General features: G+C 64.1%; 21 protein-coding genes and 1 tRNA gene. 13 read left to right on the plus strand and 9 right to left on the minus strand.

The features are described 5' to 3' along the window. The first annotated feature begins 148 nt into the window (after positions 1-148). The gene (locus EFA46_RS08915; RefSeq protein WP_123076561.1) at positions 149-1,159 is read left to right on the plus strand and encodes a DMT family transporter; all 1,011 of its coding nucleotides are present in this window, start codon (positions 149-151) and stop codon (positions 1,157-1,159) included. Between the two features lie 67 nt (positions 1,160-1,226). Beyond that, positions 1,227-1,862 carry a hypothetical protein gene (locus EFA46_RS08920; protein ID WP_123076559.1) on the plus strand — a complete coding sequence of 212 codons (636 nt, stop codon included), beginning with the start codon at positions 1,227-1,229 and terminating at the stop codon, positions 1,860-1,862. A 126-nt stretch (positions 1,863-1,988) separates the two neighbouring features. Here EFA46_RS08920 and EFA46_RS08925 read toward each other — a convergent pair whose 3' ends face one another. Next, positions 1,989-2,750: an RNA methyltransferase gene (locus tag EFA46_RS08925; RefSeq protein ID WP_123076557.1), complete on the minus strand. Its 762-nt coding sequence runs from the start codon at positions 2,748-2,750 to the stop codon at positions 1,989-1,991. Positions 2,751-2,912: 162 nt separating this feature from the next. Between EFA46_RS08925 and folP the strand changes: the two genes are divergently transcribed. The 4 genes from folP (at position 2,913) to EFA46_RS08945 (ending at position 7,210) form a co-directional block, all read left to right on the plus strand. Next, positions 2,913-4,037, plus strand: coding sequence for a dihydropteroate synthase (folP, locus tag EFA46_RS08930; protein ID WP_176969855.1), 1,125 nt, complete (start codon positions 2,913-2,915; stop codon positions 4,035-4,037). A 142-nt stretch (positions 4,038-4,179) separates the two neighbouring features. Then, on the plus strand, positions 4,180-4,860 hold the full coding sequence (locus EFA46_RS08935; protein ID WP_123076555.1) for a 6-hydroxymethylpterin diphosphokinase MptE-like protein: 681 nt from the start codon (positions 4,180-4,182) through the stop codon (positions 4,858-4,860). Between the two features lie 61 nt (positions 4,861-4,921). Then, positions 4,922-5,713 (plus strand): SDR family NAD(P)-dependent oxidoreductase, encoded by a 792-nt coding sequence (locus EFA46_RS08940; protein ID WP_123076553.1) that lies wholly within the window; start codon positions 4,922-4,924, stop codon positions 5,711-5,713. Positions 5,714-5,800: 87 nt separating this feature from the next. After that, a complete protein-coding gene (locus EFA46_RS08945) occupies positions 5,801-7,210 on the plus strand; it encodes a deoxyribodipyrimidine photo-lyase (protein ID WP_123076551.1) in 1,410 nt (469 codons plus the stop codon). On the opposite strand, the gene EFA46_RS08950 is transcribed toward EFA46_RS08945, so the two are convergent. Beyond that, positions 7,202-7,978, minus strand: a complete 777-nt coding sequence (locus EFA46_RS08950; protein ID WP_158604258.1) for an HAD-IIA family hydrolase — start codon at positions 7,976-7,978, stop codon at positions 7,202-7,204. The two genes, EFA46_RS08945 and EFA46_RS08950, sit on opposite strands and share 9 nt — an antisense overlap. A 112-nt stretch (positions 7,979-8,090) precedes the next feature. Between EFA46_RS08950 and sod the strand changes: the two genes are divergently transcribed. Further along, positions 8,091-8,693 carry a superoxide dismutase gene (gene sod / locus EFA46_RS08955; protein WP_123076547.1) on the plus strand — a complete coding sequence of 201 codons (603 nt, stop codon included), beginning with the start codon at positions 8,091-8,093 and terminating at the stop codon, positions 8,691-8,693. Between the two features lie 146 nt (positions 8,694-8,839). Here the strand turns inward: sod and EFA46_RS08960 are convergent, their stop codons facing one another. Further along, positions 8,840-9,256, minus strand: coding sequence for a hypothetical protein (locus EFA46_RS08960; protein ID WP_123076545.1), 417 nt, complete (start codon positions 9,254-9,256; stop codon positions 8,840-8,842). A 101-nt stretch (positions 9,257-9,357) separates the two neighbouring features. Between EFA46_RS08960 and EFA46_RS08965 the strand changes: the two genes are divergently transcribed. Next, positions 9,358-9,627: a DUF5827 family protein gene (locus EFA46_RS08965; RefSeq protein ID WP_123076543.1), complete on the plus strand. Its 270-nt coding sequence runs from the start codon at positions 9,358-9,360 to the stop codon at positions 9,625-9,627. On the opposite strand, the gene EFA46_RS08970 is transcribed toward EFA46_RS08965, so the two are convergent. Together EFA46_RS08970 and EFA46_RS08975 are read right to left on the minus strand one after the other, a co-directional pair. After that, positions 9,628-10,212 carry an MBL fold metallo-hydrolase gene (locus tag EFA46_RS08970; RefSeq protein WP_123076541.1) on the minus strand — a complete coding sequence of 195 codons (585 nt, stop codon included), beginning with the start codon at positions 10,210-10,212 and terminating at the stop codon, positions 9,628-9,630. A 45-nt stretch (positions 10,213-10,257) separates the two neighbouring features. Beyond that, positions 10,258-10,596: a cupin domain-containing protein gene (locus EFA46_RS08975; RefSeq protein WP_123076539.1), complete on the minus strand. Its 339-nt coding sequence runs from the start codon at positions 10,594-10,596 to the stop codon at positions 10,258-10,260. Positions 10,597-10,699: 103 nt separating this feature from the next. Here EFA46_RS08975 and thyX point away from each other — a divergent pair, with 103 nt between their 5' ends. From thyX to EFA46_RS08995, 4 genes are all read left to right on the plus strand, one after another. Further along, complete coding sequence (gene thyX, locus EFA46_RS08980; RefSeq protein WP_123076537.1) at positions 10,700-11,443, plus strand: FAD-dependent thymidylate synthase; 744 nt, start codon at positions 10,700-10,702, stop codon at positions 11,441-11,443. 88 nt (positions 11,444-11,531) lie between these two features. Continuing rightward, positions 11,532-12,707 carry a hypothetical protein gene (locus EFA46_RS08985; protein WP_123076535.1) on the plus strand — a complete coding sequence of 392 codons (1,176 nt, stop codon included), beginning with the start codon at positions 11,532-11,534 and terminating at the stop codon, positions 12,705-12,707. Between the two features lie 106 nt (positions 12,708-12,813). Continuing rightward, positions 12,814-12,888: transfer RNA gene (locus EFA46_RS08990), tRNA-Glu, on the plus strand. Between the two features lie 280 nt (positions 12,889-13,168). Next, on the plus strand, positions 13,169-14,278 hold the full coding sequence (locus tag EFA46_RS08995; RefSeq protein WP_123076533.1) for a site-specific integrase: 1,110 nt from the start codon (positions 13,169-13,171) through the stop codon (positions 14,276-14,278). Positions 14,279-14,310: 32 nt separating this feature from the next. Here the strand turns inward: EFA46_RS08995 and EFA46_RS09000 are convergent, their stop codons facing one another. Both EFA46_RS09000 and EFA46_RS09005 read right to left on the minus strand, forming a co-directional pair. Beyond that, entirely contained in the window at positions 14,311-15,573 is a 1,263-nt protein-coding gene (locus EFA46_RS09000) for a site-specific integrase (protein WP_148040674.1), read from the minus strand. A gap of 368 nt (positions 15,574-15,941) precedes the next feature. Then, positions 15,942-17,765, minus strand: coding sequence for a hypothetical protein (locus tag EFA46_RS09005; protein WP_148040673.1), 1,824 nt, complete (start codon positions 17,763-17,765; stop codon positions 15,942-15,944). Between the two features lie 1,050 nt (positions 17,766-18,815). On the opposite strand from EFA46_RS09005, the gene EFA46_RS09010 reads away from it, so the two are divergent. After that, positions 18,816-19,919: a phage integrase SAM-like domain-containing protein gene (locus EFA46_RS09010; RefSeq protein ID WP_123076527.1), complete on the plus strand. Its 1,104-nt coding sequence runs from the start codon at positions 18,816-18,818 to the stop codon at positions 19,917-19,919. A gap of 542 nt (positions 19,920-20,461) precedes the next feature. Here EFA46_RS09010 and EFA46_RS09015 read toward each other — a convergent pair. Further along, positions 20,462-22,729 carry a hypothetical protein gene (locus EFA46_RS09015; protein ID WP_148040672.1) on the minus strand — a complete coding sequence of 756 codons (2,268 nt, stop codon included), beginning with the start codon at positions 22,727-22,729 and terminating at the stop codon, positions 20,462-20,464. After that, on the minus strand, positions 22,726-25,242 hold the full coding sequence (locus tag EFA46_RS09020; RefSeq protein WP_148040671.1) for a hypothetical protein: 2,517 nt from the start codon (positions 25,240-25,242) through the stop codon (positions 22,726-22,728). Before EFA46_RS09020 ends, EFA46_RS09015 begins: the two co-directional genes overlap by 4 nt. Positions 25,243-25,561 lie beyond the last annotated feature (319 nt).

The raw sequence follows: 25,561 nt of genomic DNA on the forward strand, positions 1-25,561 counted from the left end.
CGACGACTGACCCACGCCACCGCGTACCGAGTCACGTGGCACTCCCTATCGCTCACGATAATCGGTTTAGTTAGAGAATACTCTCGAAATACTCTCGAAGCTTGTAGACAAGTTTAACAAGATGCGCCCAGTAGGGTGGTGTAGTCAGATGTCTCTCACCGACACCCTCCGCAGTCCGCGCGGCACCGCCGCGATGTTCGTGGCGCTCGCGGCGTTCTGGGGGACGTCGTTCGTCGCCATCGAGACGGGGCTTCACGCCTTCCCGCCCCTCATCTTCGCGGGCCTCCGCTACGCGATTGCCGGCGGCATCGTCCTCCTGTACGCCGTGCTCACGACCGACCGTTGGCTCCCCCGCAGTCGGGGCGAGTGGCTGAGCGTCGGCGTGAGTGGCGTCCTCGTCATCGCGCTCTACCACGCCCTCCTCTACCTCGGCGAGCTCCACGTCTCCGGCGCGGTCGCCGCCGTCGTCATCTCCATCGCGCCCGTGCTCACCGCCGTCTTCGCGAGCGTCCTCCTCCCCGACGAGTCGCTCGGCCGGGTCGAGCTCGTCGGCTTCGCCCTCGGCGTCCTCGGCGTCGCCGTCATCGCCGCGCCGAGCGGTGACGCCATCGGCGCCGCGACGGTCGTCCCCGTTCTCCTCATCCTCGGCGGCGCCGCCGCGTTCGCCCTCGGCGGCGTGCTCACGCGCCCCCTCAAGACGAGCCTCCCGCTGCGCTCGATGCAGGCGTGGACGATGCTCCTCGGCGCCGGCGTCCTCTTCGCGGGCGCCGCCCTCCGCGGCGAATCCGTCGCCGCGATCCACTGGACGCCCAACGCGATCATCTCGCTCGTCTACCTCACGATCATCTCCGGGGTCGTCGCGTTCCTCATCTACTTCGAGCTCCTCGACCGCGCCGGCCCGAGCACCGTCCACCTCGTCAGCTACCTCGAACCCGTCGTCGCGACGATGATGAGCTTCGCCGTCCTCGGCGACGTGGTCGGCCCGCGCGCGCTCGTCGGCTTCCTCGCCGTCTTCGCCGGCTTCGCCGTCGTCGAGCGCGAGCGCTTCGCCGTCCTCGACGCCACCCGCGAGCGCGTCCGTCTCGCCTACGTCCGCCTCGTCCACAGCGAGCACGTCTCGCCGGACGGTCGGCGCGGCTACGAGCACGCCGACGACTGACGGCCCACCGAAGAGGGGCCGAGGCGACTCCGGTCCGGTTATCGGGCGCGCGCACTCACTCCCGGGTATGGTCTCCGCACGCACGCTCCTCGCGCTCCTCGTCGGCCTCGCGATTCTCACCCACCCAATCGTCGGCGACGCGCCCGGCCTCGATACCCAGTACACCTACGAGGCCACGCCGGTCGACCTCGACGACGGCGAAACCGTCCAGTCGCTCTACCACCTCCCGGAGGTCGCGTACGGCGTCGCCTCGCAGAAAACCGCCGTCGAACAGGCCGCGAACGACACCGTCACCCGGCCCGTGAGTGACGTCCCGCCCGAGGTCGAGCGCCTCACCGACGTCCGATTCCTCGCCGACGACGTCGGCGACCGCTACTACCGCGTCGACGCCCGCATCGACGGCGACACCTTCACGCTGGACGCGACGGCCGTCGACGCACGCACGGTCGCGGCGGCGCTCGCCGTCGCGCCCGCCGACGCACCCGCCGTCGTCCGCGACGCCCTCGACGGGAACGCGACGAGTTCGGAAGAGTTGCCGGCGACGCTCGTCCGCACCGACGGCGGCTACGTGCTCGTTCGCGCCACCGGGACGACGCAGGTCGCCGACCCGCTCACCATCCCGAAACTCGCGCTCTACGCGGTCGGCATCTCGCTCCTCGTCTGGGCCGCGCTCGCGTTCTATCGCGAGCGAAGCGAGACCTGACCGGACGCCGCGCTCACGCGTCGCCCCGCTTGGCGGGACGCCGGGCGGCGTCGGCACCCGCGTCGCGGAGTCGCGTCCCGTCTCGGCCACTCGAGCCGTTCGGACCGAGACGTCGAGGGGACGCCGTCAGTACTCCTCGTCCTCGACGGAGTCCTTCCGGCCGTTCCCCTCGATGTGCCAGCGCGCGCGGCGCAGGATGCCGTGGAGGGTGTTGACCTCGCGGCCCGTGGGGTGCGCGCGCCCGAGGATGCGTCGGACCATCCGCCCGGTCTTCGCCTGCTTCTCCTCGGGGTAGTCGACGAGCTCGAGGAAGTCCGCGAAGTGGTCGTAGAACGCCTCTATCTCCTCCTCCTTCGCGCGGTGGACCGCGACGTCGGGGAGCTGGGTCTCGTCGACGGTCAGCTCGCGCAGTTCGTAGAGCGCGACCGTCGCGGCCTGCCCGAGGTTCAGGACGGGGTAGTCCGCGCTCGCGGGGATCGAGCTGATCTCGTCGAGGCGCTCCATCTCGCTGTTGTGGAGGCCGACGCGCTCGCGCCCGAAGACGAGGCAGGTCGGTGCCTCGACGTCGCGGAGGCTCCCCGCGAGTTCGTCAGGCGTGCGGAACGGGAAGCGGACGTGCTTCGTCGCGTCCTCGTTCGTGATGGCGGTGAAGCCCACCGTGTGGAAGTTCTCGACGAGGTAGTCGAACTCGACCTCCTCGGCCTCGGGGAGGATGTCCTCTCGCGCCTGCCCGGCGAAGCCGTACGCCTCGGACTCCCGCGAGAGGTCGGGCGGGTCGACGAGGTAGAGGTCGCTGAAGCCGAAGTTCTTCATCGCGCGAGCGATCGTGCCGACGTTCCCGGGCGTCTCCGCGTCCACGACGGCGACGGCGGGCGCACTGTCTCCCATGCTCCCCGGGTAGCCGCCGCGCGAGTAAAAACCGCGCGTCACGACGCGACCGAGCGCCGCGCGGCACGTGGGCGCGACGGCGAGCGCACTCTGCTACGCGTCACCGTCCCGAGGCGGCGACGGACCACGGGTACTATTGTAGTGGCACCCTCGCACCCACGTATGAACACCGTGGACGCCGCCGGCCTGCGAATCGGCGACGACCACCCCCCGCGAATCATGGGGGTGTTGAACGTCTCGAAGGAGTCGCCCTATTCGCCGAGCGTCTTCGACGACCCCGAGGAGGCCGCCACCTACGTCGACGACGACCTCATCGGCGAGGGCGCGGACATCGTCGACGTCGGCCTCGAATCCGCGAACAAGCGCTTCGAGGTGCTGAGCGCCGAGGAGGAACTCGAGCGCCTCGACACCGCCGTCGAGACCATCGAGCGCGTCGAGGGCGACGCCGTCTTCAGCATCGAGACGCGCTACGCCGACGTCGCGGACGCCGCCCTCGAGGCCGGCTTCGACATGGTGAACGACATCTGCGGCTTCGCGGACCCGGAGATGCCCGCCGTCTGCGAGGCCCACGACGCCGCCGTCGTGAAGATGGCGTCCCCGCCGGACCTCGACCGCCCCGGCGCCGTCGAGGACGTCGAGGACATCTACGAGGCGCTCGGGCGCAACGGCCTCACGGAGAAGACCATCGTCGACCCCGCCTTCGGCGGGTGGTCCGAGGCGAAGACGCTCGCGGACGACCGCGAGACGTTCCGCCGTCTCCGCGAGTTCCGGGGCTACGGCCAGCCGATACTCGTCTCCATCAACCGGAAGAACTTCCTGCGCGACGTCGCCGGGCGCGCCACCGAGGAGGCCCTCCCCGTCTCGCTCGCCGCGACCGCGATGGCGGTCGAGCGCGGCGCGCACGTGATTCGGACGCACGACGTCGCGGAGACCCGTGACGCCGCGCTCATCGGGGCGGAGTTCACGCGCGAGCGACACCGCGAGCGCGCCGTCGAGGAACTCGACGTCACCACCCCGAAGGAGGCCGAGCGCCACATCGACCGCCTCGAGGGCGACCGTGCGGCCGCCGAGGCGAGCGTCGCGCGCGCCTACGAGGTCCGGCCGCCGTCTGACAGGCGACAGACGCTCGTCGACGTCGCGGCGGACACCGGCGTCGTCTGCACGGGGGGCGAGGACCTCTTCGTGGCGGGGACGGTCGCCGACCTCGAAGTGTTCGCTGACCGCCTCACGCAGGCGTCGAAGGCGTTAGCGGGTGTCGCGGGCGAGATCCGATCGAGTCTCCGGTAACGGGAAAGCTTATGCCGAAAGCACCGCAATCCCGGACTGGAGGCCGAGCCCCCGCATCGGTAGGGGTACACTACAACTGCGGGGCCTCGGCTCGAACCACCAGGTTCCGGATTTTTCCAGACGCAACGGTGGTGAGCGACGGGTGAACTTCGCGGCGTGGGCGCCCGCCTACGAGGCGATCCTCGCGGACTTCGGCTACGACCGAGCGGGCGACGAAGCCGCGCGCGACGAGCTCGCACGACTCGTGAGCGACTTCGACGTCTCGCGCCTCGACGCGACCGGGGAGACGGTCGCCGTCGTCGGGGCCGCGCCCTCGCTCACCGAGGACCTCGACGTCGTCGCGGACGCCGACCGGGTGTTCGCCGCCTCCACCGCCGCCGACGTCCTGCGCGAGCACGGCATCGGTGTCGACGTCCACGTCACGGACCTCGACAAGAACCCGGAGACGACTCGCGCGCTCACCCGCGAGGGGACGCCCGTCGCCGCGCACGCACACGGCGACAACCGCGAGCTGGTCGCGGAGTGGCTCCCCGCGTTCGACGACGCGCACGTCCTCGGGACGACGCAGGCCCGACCGGTCGACGGGGTCAGGAACTTCGGCGGCTTCACGGACGGCGACCGCGCGGCGTTCCTCGCCGACCACGTCGGCGCCGACTCGCTCGTCTTCGCCGGCTGGGACTTCGCGGACGCCCCGAGCGAGGCGAAGCGCCACAAGCTCCGGTGGGCGGCGCGCCTCCTCTCGTGGCTCGAACGCCGGCGCGGCGAGACGTACGGCGTTCTGGACGACTATCGCGACACCGCGTGGCTCGACGCGCTCGGCTGAGAGCCCGCAGGCCTCTCCGCGTCCTCGGCGCTTAATCGCTCGCCGACACTACGGTGAGGCCATGACGGAGACCACCGAGTCGGTGCGGTCACGGAGCAGTCTCGACGGGAAGACGGCGGTCGTCACCGGTGCCTCCTCGGGTATCGGGAAGGCCATCGCCGAGACGTTCGCCGCGGACGGTGCGGACGTGGTCGTCTGCTCGCGGACGCTCGCGGACGTCGAGGGCGTCGCGGACGAGCTCGCCGCCCTCCCGGGCGACGTCGAGCCCGTCGAGACCGACGTCACCGACCGGGGCGACGTCGACGCGCTCGCCGAGGCCACCGTGGAGGCCTTCGGCGGCGTGGACGTCCTCGTGAACAACGCCGGCGGCGGCGCGGGCCTCATGCCGCTCGACGAGGTGGACGGCGACCTCTGGGATTCCGTCGTCGACGTCAACCTCACCGGCGTCTACAACGTCACGCACGCGTTCGCGGACGCCCTCCGCGACGGCGACGCGAGCGCCGTCGTGAACGTCGCGAGCATGGCCGGCGAGTACGGCGTCGAGGGGATGGGCCCGTACAGCGCCGCGAAGGGCGGCGTCGTCTCGCTCACGCGGACGCTCGCGCGAGACTGGGCGGACGACCGCGTCCGCGTGAACGCCGTCTCGCCGGGTTTCGTCGCCACGGAGAAACTCCGCGAGGCCTACGGCCTCGAACGCGACCTCGAGCGCGCGACCCCCGACCGGACGTGGGGGACGCCCGCGGAGGTCGCCGATCTGGTGCGTTTCCTCGCGAGCGACGCCGCCTCCTTCGTCGACGGCCAGTCCGTGAACGTCACGGGGACGCCGAACACCTACGAGACGCCCGACGCGTAAGGCGCGTCAGTCACCGTGCGCGTCGCGCGCACTCGTTCGCGGACGGCGAGCCGAAGCGTTTTCCGACCGCCGCCCGACGCCCCCGCCATGCAGGTCTTCTGGCACCGGAGCGACCTCCGACTCCACGACAACCGCGGGCTCGCCGCCGCGGCCGACGCCGACGACGGGGCGGTCGTGCCGGTGTTCGTCTTCGACGACGACGTCCTCGAGCACGGGAGCGACCGACGCGTCGCGTTCATGCTGGACGCGCTCGACGCGTTACGCGACGCCTACCGCGAGCGCGGGAGCGACCTCCTGATTCGGCGCGGCGACCCGTCGAGCGTGCTCCCCGACGTCGCGCACGAACGCGGGGCGGACGCGGTCCACTGGAACGCGGACTACTCGGGGCTCGCACAGGAGCGCGACGAAGCCGTCGCGGACGCGCTCTCCGCCGACGGCGTGGAGAGCCACCAGCATCACGACGCGGTGCACCACGAGCCCGGCGACATCCGGACGAACGCGGGCGACCCCTACCAGGTCTACACCTACTTCTGGAAGAAATGGCAGGAGCGCGAGAAGGCCGCCCCGTTCGACGCGCCGGACGGCGACGCGCTCGCGGCCGTCGAGGGCGATGCGCTCCCCGACGTCGCCGACCTCGGTTTCGAACCGCCGGAGATCGACCTCCCCGATGCGGGCCACGACGCCGCCGTCGACCGTCTCGACGCGTTCTGTGACGGGGACGTCTTCCGCTACGACGAGGCCCGCGAGCATCCCGCGATGGACGCGACGTCGCACACCGGCCAGGACTTCTCCTTCGGGACGCTCGGCGTCCGCGAGGCGTACGCGCGCACCGTCGCGGCGATGGAGGAGGCCGACCACGAGGACGAACGCGAGAGCGTCGCGGAGTTCCAGAGCCAGCTCGCGTGGCGCGAGTTCTACACCCAAGTCCTCTACTTCAACCCCGAGGTGGTGACGGAGAACTACAGCGAGTACGAGAACCCCATCGCGTGGCGCGACGACCCCGAGGAGATTCGGGCGTGGAAGCGCGGCGAGACCGGCTACCCCATCGTGGACGCGGGGATGCGCCAGCTGAAGGCAGAAGGGTACGTCCACAACCGCGTGCGGATGATCGTCGCGTCCTTCCTCACGAAGGACTTGCTGACCGATTGGCGCGTCGGCTATCGGCACTTCCGCGAGCACCTCGTCGACCACGACACGGCGAACGACAACGGCGGCTGGCAGTGGGCGGCCTCGACGGGGACGGACGCCCAGCCCTACTTCCGGGTGTTCAACCCGCAGACGCAGGGCGAGAAGTACGACCCCGACGCCGAGTACGTCCGCGCGTACGTCCCGGAGCTCGAGGGCGTACCCGCCGACGCAATTCACGACTGGCCGGCGCTCACGCCCGAGGAGCGCGCCGAGCACGCGCCCGACTACCCGGATCCGGTGGTCGACCACGGCGAGCGCCGCGAGGACGCCATCGCGGCGTTCGAGGACGCGCGCGGCGACTCAGAGTAGCGTCTCCACCTCGCCGAGGTCCGCGAGGACGTGCGTCGGCTCGACGTCGGAGGCCGCGACGTCCTCGCGGGAGGAGACGCCGGAGAGCACGAGCGCGGTGTCCATGCCGGCGCGCTCGCCCATCAGGATGTCCGTGTCGAGGTTGTCCCCGACCATCAGGCAGTCGTGGACGTCGACGTCCGCGTCAACTTCCCCGGCCGCGAGCTCGGCCATGCGCGTCTCCGGTTTCCCGACGACCACGGGGTCCTGCTCGACCATCCCCTCGATGGCGCTCACGAACGCGTTCGCGCCCGGGACGAGGCCGTCGGGGTCGGGGGTGACGCGGTCGCGGTTCGTCGCGACGAACACCGTCCCCGGCTCGAACGCGCGGAGCGCGGCCGTGAGGCGTGCGAAACTCACGCGCTCGTCGTAGCCGGCGACCACGACGTCGGCGGGCCCCTTCGCGGTCACCGTGAGGCCCGCCGCCTCCAGTTCCTCCTCGACGACGTCCTGCCCGAGGACGTGGACGTCGGCGTCCGGGCGGTGTTCGGCGAGGTAGGCGGCGGTCGCCCACGACGCCGTCACCACCGGCTCGCCGCGATAATCGACGTCGATGCCGTCGAGGCGCGCCGCGATCTCGTCGCGGCGGACGCCCGTGTTGTTCGTGAGGAGGACGACCGGCACGCCCGCCTCGCGGAGGGCGCGCAGGCCGCGCGCGGCGCCGGGAATCGCCTCCCGGCCGCGCCAGACGGTCCCGTCGAGGTCGACGAACGCGGCGGCGTACGACACGACTACGCGGTTCTCCGGCCGCGACCTAAACCCCTGCGTGAGTCGTGGTAACGCCCGCTGCCTCAAGCTTTAACACGAGTCCGGGCGCACCACTATCCGGAGGAGATACATCATGAGCGACTACGAACTGCCGCCGCTACCGTACGAGTACGACGCACTGGAACCGAGCATCTCCGAGCAGGTGCTGAACTGGCATCACGACACGCACCATCAGGGCTACGTGAACGGCTGGAATTCCGCCGAGGAAACCCTCGAAGAGGCCCGCGAGGAGGGTGACTTCTCCGGCTCCGCCGGCGCGATTCGGAACGTCACCCACAACGGCTCCGGCCACGTCCTTCACTCCCTCTTCTGGGAGTGCATGAGCCCGAACGGCGGCGACGAACCCGCCGGCGCGCTCGCCGCCGCGATTCAGGAGGACTTCGGGTCGTACGAGGCGTGGAAGGGCGAGTTCGAGGCGGCCGCGTCCGCCGCAGGCGGCTGGGCGCTGCTGGTGTACGACACGCACAGCAACCAGCTGCGCAACCTCGTCGTCGACAAGCACGACCAGGGCGCGCTCTGGGGCGCACAGCCCATCCTCGCCCTCGACGTCTGGGAGCACTCCTACTACTACGACTACGGTCCCGCTCGCGGCGACTTCATCGACGCCTTCTTCGACGTCGTCGACTGGGAGACGCCCGCCGACCGCTACGAGGAAGCCGTCAGCCGCTTCGAGTAACGAGGGTCCGAAGGAACCTCGAAAAAACGAGCGGCGAACGCCGCGAGCAAACGCGACAACCGACGTCAGCGAGGGCGTCGCGAATAGGCGAGCCGCGTCGTAGCGACCCACCGATTTTCTTTCGCGTGTCACGCCGGAAGCGACGACTACTCGGGGGTGAGCCGTTCGGGGTCGTCGCCGGCGAACGCACGGAGGCGCTCGTCGAGGCGGGCGTAGTCGCGCGCGCCGTCGTGGTCGAAACTGCAGAGGACGCCGACGCGCGAGTCCTCGAAGAAACACCGGAAGAACTCGATGCCGTCGAAGCCCCGGACGGTGTAGCGATACGACGCGGGGTGGAGGGTGTCGTAGATGTCGCGGGTGACGAAGCCGTAGCGTTCGTTGTCGATGAGGCCCGCGACGTCGACGGCCGATTCGGGGACGTCCGCGCGGACGTAGTGGCGCTCGTACGCGTCCGGGTCGAACGCCCAGCAGGTTCGGAGCGCGGACGCGCCGAAGTCGCGGACGACGGCCACCATCCCCTCGTCGTATCGCCCGCCGTCGCCCGTGTGTCCACCTGCCGCCATACGGTGAGCGTGGGTTTCGGTGTCATAAAAACCCTCCCCGCGACTCAGTCGTCGTTACGGGAGGCGAGGCGCTTTTGGGGGACGGCGCCGTCATCGCGACCATGCCCCGCCCGAAGGAGGAGTTCGACGCGCTCTATCCCTGCGACTTCTACGCGCCCGAGGAACTGCTCGACGACGACCAGATGTACACCGTCTACGAGATCGCGCGCCTCTTACAGGACCTCGACCCGGACGCCGCGCTCGAACCCGGGACGGAGGACATCCTGCTCGACTGGGCGATTCCGTGGGTGATGCGCAACAGCGAGGAGCTCGTCGTCGCGGAACCGCCGAACGACGACGACCCCGGCTACTACGGCCTCAAGACGGAGTAGTCAGGCGTTGAAGCGCGCCGCGCGCAGCGACGCCTCGACGCCCGCGAGCGGGTCGGTGATCGCGGGCCCGTGTCCCGTGTAGAGCACGTCGTCGGCCTCGTCGAGGGCGTCCAGCAGGCGCTCGATGCTCTCGACGAGCGCGCGGGAATCGCCCTCGGCGAGGTCGGTCCGGCCGAAGGACCCGTTCGCGAAGACGAGGTCACCGACGAACGCGACGCCGGCCGCCGCCGAGCGAAAGACCAGGTGGTCGTCCTTGTGCCCGGGCGTGTGCAGCGCCTCGTAGGCGTGGTCGCCGACGGTGAGCGTGTCGCCGTCCGCAATCTCGTGGTCGACGTGCTCGTGGTCGGCGTCGAAGCCCCACGTCTCGACGTCGAACGCGTCGCGGAGCGCGGGGACGTTCGCGACGTGGTCGTCGTGCGTGTGCGTGAGGACGACGGCGTCCAACGTCTCCACGTGCTCGCGGACGGCGGCGACGACGTCGTAGTTCGCGCCCGCGTCCACGAGGACGGTGCGCTCGCCGGGGACGAGGAAGACGTTCGAGGTGAACACGTCACGACCGCGCGAGAGGTTTCGGACCCTGCCCATACCCCGGGTAGGCGGGCGCGCACCAAAGGACCGTCGCGTCCCGCTCTAGACGGGCGCGCTGACGAGGACGAGCTGCGAGAAGTGGTCGCGGTTCAGGATCTGTCGCTCCTCGTCGGGGCTGATGCGGACGGTTTCGTCCTCCTCGAGCGAGGCGGTTCGGTCGCCGAAGTCGACGTCGACGCCGCCCTCGACGACGTAGTAGACCTCCTCACGGTCCTCGTCGAGATGGGTGTGGCTCATCGTCTCCTCGCCGGCTTCGAGCGCGAGCACGGTGAACCCGAGGCTCTCGGTGTCGAGTTCGTCGCGCAGCATCCACATCTCGCCCCGCACGTCGTCCGGGAGCACCGATTCGGCGTCGCTGACGTGCGCCTTCGTGTACGTCATACCTCCGAATCGACGCGGCTGGAACTTCAAAGTACTCGCCGGCTGTCAGATGCGTGGCCCGGGTGCGAACGACTTTAGCCTCGGGGGGTGCGACGTACACGGCATGAAGGTCGAACTCCTGGAAGCCACGCCGGACCCCGAGGAGGTGATCTGTCGCGCCGCGCGCAACGACTACATGAGCGAGTACGGCGCCGACATGTCCTTCGAGTCGGTCATGGCGTCCGTCGAGGGCGACACGCTCGAGGAGAAGAAACGCACCCTCATCGGCCACCTGATGAGTCACGGCCACTTCGGGCCCTTCGAGCACGCGCAGGCCACCTTCCACGTCGAGGGGATGAGTCGCTCCTGCATGGCCCAACTCACCCGCCACCGACACGTCTCCTTCGACGTCCAGTCGATGCGCTACGTCGCCTTCGACGACGTCGACCCCGAGGACGTCGCGGACGGCGAGCTGGTCGTCACGCCGCCCTCCGCGAGCGACCCGGACTGGGTCGGGCGCAACCAGAAAGGCGGGACCGTCGACGAGGAGACCGTCGCGAAACGCGAAGAAGTCTTCACCGAGTCCGTCAAGCGCTCCGTCGAGGACTACCAGGAGCTCCTCGAGTTGGGGATGCCGCCCGAGGACGCGCGCTTCGTCCTCCCCATCGGCACCGAGGTGAACGTCGTGATGAGCCTCAACGCCCGCATGCTCATGCACGTCGCGGACATGCGCGCCGCCGCCGACGCCCAGTGGGAGATTCGCGGCCTCACCGAGGACGTCCTCGATCTCGCCGCCGAGTGGTGTCCCGTCACCTTCGACCACTACGAGCGGGAGATGAAGAACCGCAAGAACCGCCTCGCGCCGTAACGGCACGCTGACCGGTCTTCCGGCCCGCCACGTCCCCCGACCTCCCGATGTCCGAAACCCTTTCTTCACGGGCGATGGAGTGAGCAATATGGTCCGGTCGGTCGCCGTCGTCCTCGCCGCCGCCCTGCTCCTCGCGTCGGCGGGTGCGGCACCGCTCGCCACCGCCAGCGCGGGGTCCGACGGCGCTGCGCCCGCCGTCCAGTCACCGATAGGTGCGACGGAGAGCCCGAGTTTCTCCTCGACGCACTTTCGCATCGCCGTCCACCCGAACGGCTCCGCGACGTGGACGTTCCAGTACCGCACGCAGCTCGAGAACGACACCGAGCGCGAGCGCTTCCGCGAGTACGCACGCAGTTTCGAGGCGAACGAGACGCGCTTCGTCGAGCAGTTCCGCGCGAACGCCCGCTCGCTCGTCGCCGACGGCGAGGACGTGACCGGCCGCGAGATGAACGCGACGAACTTCGAGCGCGCGGCGTTCACGCGCGGACTCAGCGACGACCTCGGCGTCGTTCAACTCTCCTTCACGTGGACGAACTTCGCGCGCACCGACGGCGAACGCGTCGTCGTCGGCGACCTCTTCGACGGCGGCCTCTACCTCGGCTCGAACCAGCGCCTCGTCGTCACCGCCGACCCCGAACTCGCCTTCGCGTCCGTCTCGCCGACGCCGAACGCGACGGCCGACCCGACGCTCGCCGCGAGCGACAGCGTCACCTGGTTCGGCCCGCGCGAGTTCACCGACGAGCGCCCGCGCGTCGTCCTCGTGCCGAACGACAGCGTCGGCGCGGGCGAGGGCGACGCGACGACCGGCTCGCCGCCGTCCACCGACGACACCGACGGGAGCGACGGCCTCCCCGTCGCGCTCCTCGGCGGCCTGCTCGCGCTCCTCGCCGTCGGTGGCGGCGTCGCCTACTGGCAGCGCGAGCGACTCGCCGCCGCGCTCGGGGGTGCATCGGACGCGGGCGCGTCGCCCGCCGCCGACGCGAGTCGCGACCCGGACGCCGACGCCCCGCCGGTCGGCGACCCCGCGGTCAGCGACGAGGAGATGCTCGCCGACGACGAACGCGTCGAGCGCCTCCTCCGCGAGCACGGCGGCCGGATGCGCCAGGCCTCCATCGTCGAGGAGACCGACTGGTCGAAGTCCAAGGTCAGCATGCTCCTCTCCGAGATGGAGGACGACGACCGGATTTCGCGCCTCCGGGTGGGTCGCGAGAACGTCGTCAGCCTCCCCGGCCACGAACCCACCACGGGGCGCGACGAGGAATAAATGCCGTATGGGGACGCATCGCAGAGTCGGTGTGGTTCAACGAGTTTTTATACAACCCGGCCTTCCTATCGGATGGAGACGCACGACGCGTGCGTTGGACCACCGTGCTCTGGTGGTGTAGTCCGGCCAATCATCTTGCCCTCTCACGGCAAGGACCAGGGTTCAAATCCCTGCCGGAGCACTTCTTTCCCGACGCCTTCTCGCAGTTTTCCTCGTGCACAATAGTGAAACCAACGTATGTACGAGGGCAAGCCGACTCAGTTGACCGAATCACCCCGACGCCGTCTTGCGGGTATGGTTGCCCAGGCGGCAAACCGATTCAGTGGACTCACCGCTACGCCGTCTGGCGATCGGGAATCTAGCACCGGCAAGTACCCGGGCGGAGAATCCGGGTTCAAACCCCACACGAACAGCCCTGTTTCCAGGCTCAGAGTCGATGGCCAACCCGGGGTGGTGGTGGCGTGACCGACTTCGGCGACATCAACGTCGTCCCCGGCACCACAGCCAAGCAGCTCACCGAGCGCCAACTCCTCGACTACCGCAACCACCGTGAGGATCTGCTCGAGTGGTTGCTCGTGTTCGGGAAGGACCCCGAGACAGCCGACGGATACGCGCGCACTACCGTCAAGACGCGAGCCTTCCGCATGGACCAGTTCTACCGCTGGGTCTGGGACGAGGGCGGTGGCTACACGACCGACGTCACGCACAACCACGCCAACGCCTACCTCCGCCACCTCGCCACACAAGACGACTACAGTCACGTCCACAAGGACAACTCGCGCAAGGCGTTGCAGATGTTATTTAAGTGGAGACACCACCAACAGGGCCTCGACGAGTGGGACCCCGCGTTGTCCTTCTCGAACGGGAGCACCAGCACCAACCCACGCGACTACCTGACCGTCGACGAACGCCGAAAGATCAGAGAAGCCGCACTAGAGTACGGGAGCGTTCCCAGCCCGGATAGCCTGTCGGGGGCGGAGAGGGACCGCTGGGAGGCCTACCTCGCCCAGCGCTTCGAGAAATCAAAGGACGACCTCGAAGACAGCGACTGGGAGCGTGCGAACAACTGGAAGATTCCGAGCTTGGTGTGGACGAGCCTCGACGCTGGCCTACGCCCGATCGAAGTTGAGCGCGCTGTCACCAGTTGGGTAGACGTCGAGAACGCAGTGCTTCGAATCCCGAAGTCCCAGAGCTCGAAGAACACCGAGAACTGGATCGTCGGTATCCGGGAACGGACCGCCGAGGCGCTCGAGAAGTGGATCGACCAGCGCGAGCAACACGAGCGGTATGACGACACCGACGCTCTCTGGCTCACTCGCGAGGCGAACCCATACGGTTCCTCGGCACTACGTCGCGTGCTGCGACAACTCTGCGACATCGCCGGCATCGATACCGAGAACCGACAGATGAGCTGGTACGCCATCCGCCACTCGGTCGGGACGTACATGGTCCGGGAGGAAGACTTGGCCGCAGCGCAGAGCCAACTTCGCCACAAGTCTCCTGAGACCACGATGAAGTACGACCAAGTGCCCGTAGAGGATCGCCGCGACGCACTCGACCGGATGGGCTGACGCAAACACCACTAACGAACTCGCCTGTGGAGTCAGTCGGAGAGCAGCGACAGTCGGTCCCCAAGTTGGTCCTCCCGTTCGGCCTCTTTTTCGGCGCGCTCGTAGATTGCCTGGAGGCTCTCTCGTCGATCCTCGACGACAGTGTCGGAGTAGACCTTGGTTGTCTCCAACGATCCGTGCCTCAATTGATCGTTGGCTTCGTACAGGTCGCCGACACTCCGGAGGTACTGGCCGAGGCTGTGACGGATCGAGTACCAGGCGATCTTCCGATGCTCAGTCTCGATTCCGGCCTCGTCGCAAAGCTGGCGGATGAGGCGGTTGAGAGGGCCAGAACTGTAGGGGTTGCCCACCCGGTTGAGCCAGACTCGGTTGCTGTCGTCGTACTTGTCGAGATGTTCGCGCTCGGCACGCCACTCCCTGAGAAGTTGCACCGTGTCCGGCAACAACGCCAGGTCCTCGTCCTCGCGGTCTTTCGACTCCTCATCGCTCGGGATGTTGACCGTCCCCGCGCTCAAGTTGATCCACTCGAACGTCGCGGCCCCTACCTCTTTGGGAGTCAATCCGAGATCGAGTGCGGTCCAGATCAGGGAGGCTTCGCACAGCCCGGAACTGTTGCGCTCCCAGTCGTCCGGGGTGATGTCGCTCATCGGTTTTCCGAGTTTCTGGGATAGATACCGCTTGATCCTGGTCCGCTGCTCGGCGCTCACCTTGGAATACGCCGGTAACGAACCGTATTCGAGAGCGGCTTCGCGCAGTCTGAAACGTTCAGCCAGCTTGAAATCGTCGTAGCTCTCGTAGCTGGTCTGCTGCGGTTTGTATCGTGCTTTCCACGTCTCTCGATCTTCGGTCTCCGCTAGGAACTCGAAGTATTTCTCCAGCGCATCGAGGAGTTTTCGTTTGTCGTCGTCAGACCTTTCTTTCCCGGTCTGAGTCAGCCACTCGTCGTCCAGCAACGCATCGCTAAACTGTTCGGCGTCGCGAGGGCCGATGGCTGTCGGATTGTGGCCAAACTGGTCGTGGCAGTAGCGCTGGATCTGGTCGAGTCGATACAGCAGGTTCGTCGCCCCTGAGACGCTGTGGCCGACCCGGCTGCCGTCGTCTTCCTCGATTCCTTCTTCGAGGAGCCATTCCGCGTACTGGCCTCGATACAGTCCGACAATCACCGGTTCGTCGAACTGGCGCTTCGCCGTCTCCGTCATGAGACGGATTTTCTCGCCGTCGTCTGTTTCGTGATACATTCGTTGTTCGGTGGAGATTTCTCTGGTCGTGTTGCTGTTCTCTTCCTTGCTAGCCAACCACACTGACTCGAATCTGCCCTCACCGACCGTGGTAAGGGCCGTCAATGCCCAGAGCGGTGGCACACTCTCTATTTCCTACGTACCGCCGCTCTATTCCGATGTTTCCCGCGTTTCCGTGTAGATATAGCTGGATGGGTAAATAAAATCCTTAGGTCTTTTTGGCTGATAATTCTAGTAGCACCGGTGCCGGCTTGGAGTGCCGCTGACGGTTATGAGGCTATGTCGAAATCCCCTAGAGAATCCCCTGTTTGAGCGGTAGTACGACTGATACAGTCCTCCCAAAGTCGCAGTTGTTTCGGTTCGTTGAGCAGGCACACCACTTAGCTTGGCGAACTGTTGCCCGCTATCACCCAAAGGAAGCCACCCTATACTCCCGATGGTCTTTGTAGCGCTACACTAACACCGGTATCTGTGTCTTTCCCTGCTTCTGCAAGTTCCTCGAACAGTCGCTTTCCGCGCTTCTGTAGCGACTGGTCGACTGTTTCGAGCGTCGTGAATGTCCGACTGTGATAGCCAAGGTCGGCAACGCCCACACTATCAACCCCATCGAGGCGAACATAGCCGAGCGCCTCGTCAGTCGGCCCAACGACCTGCATATCGACGTGATCAGAGAAGTGAGATGAATCCAACCCCTCTACAGTCACCCCATCTGACCTCGCTTTCCGGAGACTGTTCTGCAACTCATTAGCAGTTTTCCGGGCAGGCGCGTTCTTCCCCGTCTTGACCTCCCCTATCCGATCAACAGTAACCCGCGAAGGAGAGTTATCATCCATCTCCTTCACGCTGAGTTTCACCCAGTCAAATTCACCGTCGCTGTCCTTGATGTCCACACTGTGGAGGTAGTAGGTGCCTGGGCTGTCTAGCGTGTCGTCGTTAAGATCGCGAATTATCGAGTCTTTGTCTGCGATACGCCCAATGTGTAGCCCTTCTCCAAAGTCGCCCGCATCAGTGAGTTCCTTATTTTTCGCCTTTCGGAGCAGCTTCGCGCCGGTGCTGATTTCTCCTGCCGCCTCAACGCCATCGTCGGTCACTCCTTCGCCAGTGTCGATTTTCCGCAGCGCTTCATTCAGCTTCTCGGGCGTCATCTCATCAAGGTCGATCCAATCCAGCTGATCGATAACTTCCTGAACGACGTCCGGTGTGAGGCGAGAGCTCAGTAGGGCGGCTCCCCCAGCCACGTTCAGACTCGACTTGATACCATCGACGACTTTCCGGAACTTGCTCGACCGTCGCAGCACGGATTGGAGCGTGCTCGAACTGCCCGAGAGATAGGTCTTGAGTATCTTGAACAGGCCGAGCCCACTTACCCAGCCGACGTTGAATGCGGTATACTGGTCGGGATTCTCGCTTTTCTGATAGGGATTGTCTTCGCGCATATTCTGCGCGAAACTCCGTAGATACGCTTGAACGAGGTCGGTGATCGCCCAGAGGTGTTTCCGGAGCATCATCAGCGCATCATAGATAGACGTCAGGTACCCCCACGGGTTCGACAGCAGCGATGTGATGTCTGAAATGATTTGCTCGATACCGTGACGCAACCCCTCGAAGATGCCGTGAAGTGTCGGGCCAAACATCGAGGCCACAGCGCCGAGTACGTTACCGACATTGGGCACATCGAATGCGGCGTCCATCGAGGATGCAACAGAGTGTGGGCGAGGGTCTCGGTCAATCGGGACTAGTGTATCTGCGCGTGTGACGGTGAACGGTTCGGCGCCGTAGGCGTCCACGAACGCCTGCGTATTCTGAGTGGGGTTGCGCGTGAGCGCATCCTGAGCGAACAAGTTGGCGATCCCGATGCCAGTGTACTGCCCGGCCATCGCGACGTCCGACGGTGACCACGTGAATGTGCGCGTGAGTTCGTCGTCGGGCGCTACCCGTGTAGCGATCCAGTCGTACGGGCGGATGTAATAGAATCCGAAGGGGGCCTGAATGGCATATCCGGTGAGGAGTTTGCGCTCTGTATCGCCAGTGTTTCGATAGGTGACTTCTGTATGAATCGTCTCTTGCGCCCGTGTGACTTCCTGCTCTAAATGTGTGACCTCGATCTCAAGTCCGGGGTTGTTTGGGGTTGGCCACCAGCGAAGCGCGCTTGCTCCGAGTACGCCAGCGGCCGTTCCTCCGACACCGAATAGCGCGTCCCGTCGAGAGATGCGGGTCGAGTCGAGAAACGACGTCAAGTCGCCACCCATAGCAGTGTCACACTATCTCGAGAAAGTATAGGTGTAGATAAATGATTGATGGCCAGTAACCTCTCTTTGTGCGTTTGTCAGAGATGACCTGTCACAAACGGGGTCTCGTATTGAGTGTCAGAACGATTCTCGCTGGCTGACCTGAGATCGTGCTTCGGCTCCTTCAAGCAGGCGTTCACCGCAGACTGGAGCCCCAGTCAAACGACGAGACACAAGATGGGTGACCGGCCGACATTGTCGGTATCGATCTCACGCCCTAGCGCGTCCGGCAACTGCTCAACGACGTCCGTACGCCGTTGCGGATTTTTGTCTAGCGCATATAGTAAGCCATCCGTGGGTCCCAGAATGAGGCCGTTCTGGGCGCGTCTTTATTCTTGACATTCTCACGTGTCTCAACGACGCCGAGTCGATAAGTGACGGGTTCCTGCAGCGCCCATCCGTTTTCATGATGGTTAGGATTCCACAGACAGCGGCGGGTTCCTTATAAAACACCCCCCGCTTACCGCGGAAGATTCCATCATTTTCCATGATGCGGGTCGACGCAGTCATGCGATTCGCAAGATACCAAACGTGCAGAACCGTGTTAAATGTTCGCGAATCGGCGTGCGCAGTCGGCGGACACACGGCGCCACTCGCCGAAGCAGGTCGGCAGCCACCACCCCGCGTTTCCGTCGCACGCTCTGTGAGTCGCGCTAACTCAGCGTGCGACCTATCATACCCTAATAATAGTACCTCCATCCTCAGAAACTGGACTATAATTACTAACTGGGGCGCTAGAGTAGTATTCCGTAATACTAAGATAGTGGATATTACCAGAAAATTTGACCTGACGTTTATACGTAGCGCGCCAGGCTATTCTAATATGTCGCATGGAAAGACGAACATCTCACGGCCCACACCAGCAGTATGCGCGCGCCATACGCGTCGGGGCGACGCCGTTACTGATGGATGGGCCGGAGGGACTGACGCGAGTCGAGTCCTTACTAACGAGTAGTCGCAGAGCACATTCGAGCAACCAGTGTCCGCCAGCTCGAGCGTGGGGTGAGCGCGATGAGTGATGCAGGGCATCGAGGAAGCGTTCCCTACGATCCTGCCCCCCTGCCCGTAGAGGAAGCAGTTGAAATGTACCTCAACCGGCGTCGAAGTGACTCGGACACCACGGTCGGGACCGTCGAGACGCACCTCAAGCGGCTCAACTACCTTATCGAGTTCTGTGAGCTCGAAGACATCGAGAACATCTGTGACCTTCGCGGTCATCATTTAGAACGGTACCGTGAATGGCGTCGAACCGAGGCAACGACTAAAGTCGAATCCCTGGCAGCAAAGACGATCGCCGAACACATGAAAACCATCCGGGTGTTCCTTCGGTCAATGGAACAAATGGAGTACGTCTACCCCGGCATGGCGGATCGAGTTCATGTCCCTGGGCTCAGTGACGAGGACGAGGTCAATGAAGACATTCTGGAGTACGACCGTGCCCAGAACATTCTGAGCTACATCGCTAAATCAGAACCGTGGACCGCCGATCACTCGGTCTGGGAGTTGTTTGTTCGAAACGGGGTGAGACTTTGCACCGCTCGCGCCCCCGACATAGAGGACTACCACTCCGAAGCCGATGTGCCCTACATCGAGCTACACCATCGGCCCGATACAGACACCCGGCTAAAGAACGGAACCGACTCGGAGCGTAAAGTCTTCCTCGAAGAGCAGACTGCGAAGGTTCTGGATCGCTACATCGAGCACAACCACCCAAAAGAGACCGACAAGCATGGTCGTATGCCGCTCATCGGGACTGTGCATGGCCGTCCTAACAAATCTACCATCCGTGGTATGGTCTACAAGTGGACTCGACCCTGCCACCTGAACAAGCCGTGTCCACATGGGAAGACCCCGGACAACTGTGAGGCTGCCTCAAGTCGAGAAACCCCCTCAGCGTGCCCGTCAATGAGATCACCCCACCCGATTCGCAAGGGGTACGTGACACATCTCGCTGAGGAGGGGGTCCCTCCACGGATCGTCGGTGACCGAGTCGATGCCGATCCTGAAGTCCTCAAGAAGCACTACGATCAGAGCGATGACGAAGCCAAGATGCGAGTTCGCCAGGAACTGATCGAACACGCTCTCGACGACGCAGACGAAGAGAACTGGTACTGAGCCTGCTGTGGCCACTTGGGGTTTTTCTCAATCGAACTTTCTGAGCGGCAGCGCCAGCCAGTAGGAGAGGAAACAGAGATGGCCTCGAATCAGAAACACCCAGAACTTGTATCAAGCCAATAGAAAATCTATAAACGACTCGTTCTCATGCAGTTTTACACCTCTGGGCACGTTGAACGGGCCGTTGTGCACCCTCTCAGATCAGGCTGTGAGCTAACACGGAAAACAGCAACAGTCACTTGTGGAGATTCCTGCCTCTGGCCACGTTGTATCCGCTTATTTTGCACGATAGAGGGTTTTGAGGTAGTTTCAGAGGAGTAATGCCACTCCTGTACGCGGAACGTTACTGTCTAAAAACTCTCTTTAGCCCCTATTGTTTTCTCTTAGTGCTCGAATTTAATTGTGATAGCTTGCTTCGTCACACAGGTATGGGGTGCCATTAGAGGCCTACGCGGTTGTTTGGTGGAGGAGGGACTAGGAGTGTAGCGGGAGCATTAGTAGTCATATTCTGTATGATTCTATGAAGGTGAGTCAGGACACTATCAGCTGAGTTTGTCTTCGATATTGCGGTGGGTAGTGATGGGAAGGGGAGCGTTTGGGTCGGTGTCGAGGAATTGGTTGCGAAGTTGGCTGATCGAGTAGTCACCAGTGACTGTGTCGGTAACGGTGAAGTGATCCTGGTGAGGATTGCGTCGGTGGTGTACGTTGAGGAACCTGCGTGCTCGGTTGCTGTTCTGGAGGACGTATAGTTGCTGTTTGCCACCTACGAGTGGGTTGAATTGTTCTAGGGGTTCGTCGATGAGTACGTTCGCGACGATCTGGAGGTTGTCTTCACTGTCGAATGCTGCGGCATCGACTTGGTTGTCGGATGGTCGCCCGAAGTAGGGGGCAAGGACATAGTCGATACTGTCGCGTTGCTTGAGGTATTCGACAACATCTCTGAGGGCAGCGTTATGGCGTGTTGTTGACCCGTAAACAGGGAGGTCGTCCACGTAGAGTGAGGTCTCGAGGCGGTCTCGTGCCTGGGTGGTGAGCGAGAAGTATTTCCGGCGACTGAGTGCGTTTGTTTCGACGAGCGAGTCGAGATCAGTGTCTTCGGCGTCTGTCCAAGATTGAAGCCGGTCAAGGAGGCCGCTGGTGGTGTACTTGAGGTACATCGGCCAGCCCCCTGTCCTGATGAAGTCCAGTAGTTCCAGGGTGGCTTGGATGCTCGTGTCTTGGTCGCGGTCGTGGAGTCGTTGGAGCGCGTCCCCGAGCTTGTGACCAGTAGTGGTCCGACGGTCGCTGATCGGGGCTGGGAGTCCGAAGTAGCCTGGGGACGTGCTTTCTTTGAGGTGAGAGAGGAGGGCGGGGTCGTGGCAGGTTAGCGCAGTAAGGTAGTTGGAGTGTCGTTGCCCGCAGTTGTCACAGACCCAGCCGTCGGTCTCGTCGGCTTGGGTTAGCGTACGGGTGATTGCTGGTCGGTTACTGGTGCGCGTCCAGATGGCGTCGTCTGATGCTTCTGCGACGGTGTATGGGGTCGCTTGTTGCTTGGCAGTATCGAGCAGCTCGGCGACGTGGGTTTGATCGAAGTCTCCCTGTTCGACAGCGCGGTAGCCGCCCGGCTTCAAGCGAACGATCGTCGCCGTGACTGCGGGATGCCGCGCGGTATCTGTAAAATCTAGTACGAGACGACTGCTAGTAGAGTCGCCGGTTGGAGTGGCCGCCTCGATACTCGTGTCGTCGACACTCCAGGCGTTCTCGATCACTCGTGGGCAGTCGCCTTGTTCGGGGAGTGGGTAGACACGGGCGTCAAAAGCGTCGAGTGGTGAGATTTCGTACTCTCGTTCGGCGTCGATTCCGGCAACGACGTGCAGGTTCAGCGTCTCTTCGTCGTCCGAGGCCATCTTCGGGATGCTCGGCAGCCCAGCCTCGCCCATGGTTGGCGGGCGATTAATGACGAGACTCGCTGCCGCGTCTTCGTCTCCCGACGTGTGCGCCCCTCGAAGATCCGTATAGAGCTTCCAGCCGAGAACTGCGCCAAATACGGACTGTGCGTGTGGACTGAGGTCACTTACGTCAATGAGGACGTAGGCTTGAGACTCGAACGCGTCAGTGAAGTCGAAGGTTGAGGTTTCGACGTTTGAGAGGCCGCTGAGCGTCCGCGGAATGTCGTTGAGGTAGTTGTGGACGTTGTGTGCGGTGCTGGAGGTGGTGTAACTGGTGATGTCTTCGGGATTGCTCGCTGTCTGCTTTGCTGCTGCGTCTGCCTCTGCGACGCGTTCTAGTTCCGTCAACGATGCTTCTGGAGGGTTGCGGCCGGCCGCGATGAAGTCACCATACCAGATCAGCTCGTCTCGCACCTGGCTCGCAAGGTCGCTCTTTGTATCCCATGTCGTGAGTGCGTAGCTGGTCGGCGGCCGACTGTCGCTGGTGGTGTCGTCGACTGCGAACGGTCGTTCCGCGTCGAAGCTCCGGCGGTTAACCATCGCGATTGCGGGCGTTCGCTCGGGCGGTCTGAAGTGATACCAGGCTGGCTCAGCAGCTAGCTCTTGGGACGCCAGCAATGCTGGGAGGACGTCGACGAGCGTCCCTTCGTAGTCGAGGATGATCGCCGGGCCGTTGGTATGGTACTCAAGGTGGTATGCAGCGGTGGCCAATGTGTAGGGAAGAACGTCGACTCGACTCTCAGCGATGAGCGCCCGGAGTGGGGCTGATAGCGGGAGTTGTACAGTGTTGTCCGTTGTCGGATGGATACCGACCGGAATCCCGCTATTTCCCACAAATGGGTCGAGACTGTCGGAGCTCTCTGTGTCTTGCGAGTTGCTCATCGCTGTGGGTCCACCTCCAGAGAACGGTGTGTGGAGAGTGAGTGGATTGCGGGCTGCCAGAGGTCTTGCGTGGTGAGGTCGCGGCGCCAGAGACCTGGGCGGTCGGTGTCGAGACTTCGGTCCGGGAACCGGTCGAAGTCGAGGTAGTCCGGGTGGTCGAGATGGGTCATCACGCGCCGCAGGTCGTCGATAGTTGGGCAGCACCAGTGGCAATCGATCCCTAGCTGCCCCACTGCGTCGAGTTTCTGGAAGTTTCGACGCGTCGCTCGCTTGTTCCCACTCTTGCGCTGGACTTCGGCTGCGTGCGCGAGCACCCCGTCGCGAAAGACTACACAGTCAAGCGTCCGGTCTCGGTACTCGTCGAGACCGACGTCGGCGAGGGTGAGCGCTTCAAGACCGACATCAGCCAGCGAGCTCCTGGCGCGCCGGCCACTCTCCAAGTCCAGATCGCCGAGGACCTCACCTTCGTCAGCCGAAGCGATGTACCCGTGGTGTTCTAGCTCGTCAATCGGGATGTCCGCCGCAGTTGGATGTTCTTGGTCGCTGAGGCCGTATCGGGCTGCCGAGTCAGGTGTCAGCTTGACATCGCTCTCCGTGATGATGGTTGTCGGCAGGTTTTGTGGACCGAGTCGGTGGACGTCGTAGTACCTGTAGCTGGTGGTGTTTTCCGTAGTGGCTTCGAGTTCGGCCAGCATCTGGTCGACGCAGACCCGGTGCTCAATCGACTCTGCTGGGTGGTCTTCGGCGTAGCCTTCCGCCGTTATGCCGCCGTACCACGGGTCAGTGTAGTCCCCACTCTTGTTCGACGCTGGTCTGGATTCGTGGCTGATAGACCCCGAGGTGAGGAGCTTTCTGACGGCGTACGGGACCTCGTAGTAGGTGCATTGGAGGCTGTCCACCTCCTGGAGGTAGTCGGTCTCGCAGAGTTTTTCGATGTCCACCAGGAATTCGTTCCCGTGGCGGTCCTCGGTGAAGTGATCCATCGGCTCTGTCAGACTGTAGTTCTCGATGAGTCGTCCCATCGCGAGTGCAACCCGCGTCAGGAAGCCTTGCTCGTTGGCGGTGATGTCCGGGAAGTCGCTCCTGTCAGTGAGGAGTGGGACATCGTACACAGTCTCGACTTGGAGCGGTTCGGTGACGGCTGCCCGCTGCGCCTGTTCCCGTACCGTCTCGACGTACGTTGATTCTGAGAGTGTGCAAGTGGCGTCGTGTGCAGAGATCGCTCCTGCAAATGCGCCGGTTTCTGAGACGGTGTTCGGGTCGGGGAGATGCCGAGCTTGTTCGCGGAGCAGATAGTGGTATGCGTCCCAGAGATGGGGCTGGTCGTTGTCGAGTGGTCGATAGAACGGTGTGTAGTCTGGGGCCGGAATGCGGTATTCGCGGTCTGCATCGGGGTGGTTCGAGGGGCGAGCATCGACGACGCTACTGTACGCCCGCTCGAGGACATCGCGTGTGGCGTCGACAGTTGATAGGGCAGTCGAGGGGCGGTGTGGTGCGGGTAGAGTCTCGCTGACCCATTGATGGAGTTGTGCAGGGGTGTGGTACGCGTCGAAGGTTGCGTCTGGCTGTGCACGGATCGCGTCCACGATGTTCGTGAGTTGCTTGTCGGGTGCGATCCCCGAATCAGCCGTCGGGCCACGTGATTTGTAGGCTGGTGGTGGTGACGCTCCGTAGGTGGCTGAGAAGAGTTTCTCGTCGTGGTTCGCGCCAAGGGTACCGGCGAGGTCCTCACGAACCTCGGTTCCCTCTTCGATACAAGTGGTGAGGAGGGGAGCGTCGTAGTTCTGATAGTAGAGGTGGACGAGCCGTGCCCACGCGATACGAGCGTACGTTTCCAGCTTTCGCAGAATCACCGTAGCAGGTACCGCGAGGAAGCCGTCTTCCAGAACGAGGTCGGGGAGCTGGCTCGGTGACTCTGACGGACGTGCTCGGGCGGTACAACGCAAACTTTTGTACTCTTCCTCGACGAACGCGGTATTTCCTTCCAACCTGACCGGAAGCTGATCGCTAGACCAGCGTGCGCAGTCGTTGTCGACGAAGAGCGTGGCTACGACACGACGTTGGAGTGGCTTCGACGCATTCGTAAAGCGAGCTTTGATGTTGCCGACGTAGTACCGGCGTAGCCACTGGTTCGGGACAGAGAGCCCCGGATTCTTCCATATCGACCAGAATCGCATCTCTCGACGATAGCTGTCCACTGGAACGCCATTTCGATACGAGGTTTCGTCGTTCAGGCGCGCTCGCTCTATACGGAGCGCCCCGAGCGCTGTGAAGAGGGCGAGCTCCTCGGGAGAGCGTACGACGTCGTCATCGGCTTCTGGGATACCTCGTGTCTCGTAGTAGTAATTGATGCTATTCGCCAAGAATTGGTCGAGCCGTTCGGCGAGTGAGGCGCCGCTGCTTGCGTTTGCTCTCGCTGTTTCGAACAGCGAGGAGAGTGTCTCACGTGGGGCATGCACTGGGAGGAGCAGCGCAGGCCGGGGTTTGGTGAGTGGGTTGTCTCGAGTGGTCATATGATTCGTAGTGTTGCCACTTGTCGTTCGGTGTCGTGGCAGAGGTTGGTCGACGCTGGGAGAGCCAGCTTTTAGGCGTTCTCAGCCCACCACTCGGGACGAGGTGTCGCTCCAACGACGCCTCGCCTGAGCGGTAACGTGGCTCTGCCACGGACGATGCTTGCACGGGGGTGCCGCGCTGTCGGTTGGCGCTGGCGCGCGGCACTCCATCCGCACCCGATTGTAGCTAGATACACTGGTAAAAACCCTATACGTGAGATAACTCCCGTTCAGTCGAAGACAGATTTTGGGGAAGAGCCCCCGAATCGATCGCTGAGCC

The sequence above is a fragment of the Halarchaeum sp. CBA1220 genome, assembly GCF_003721175.2.
GTDB classification, from domain to species: domain Archaea; phylum Halobacteriota; class Halobacteria; order Halobacteriales; family Halobacteriaceae; genus Halarchaeum; species Halarchaeum grantii.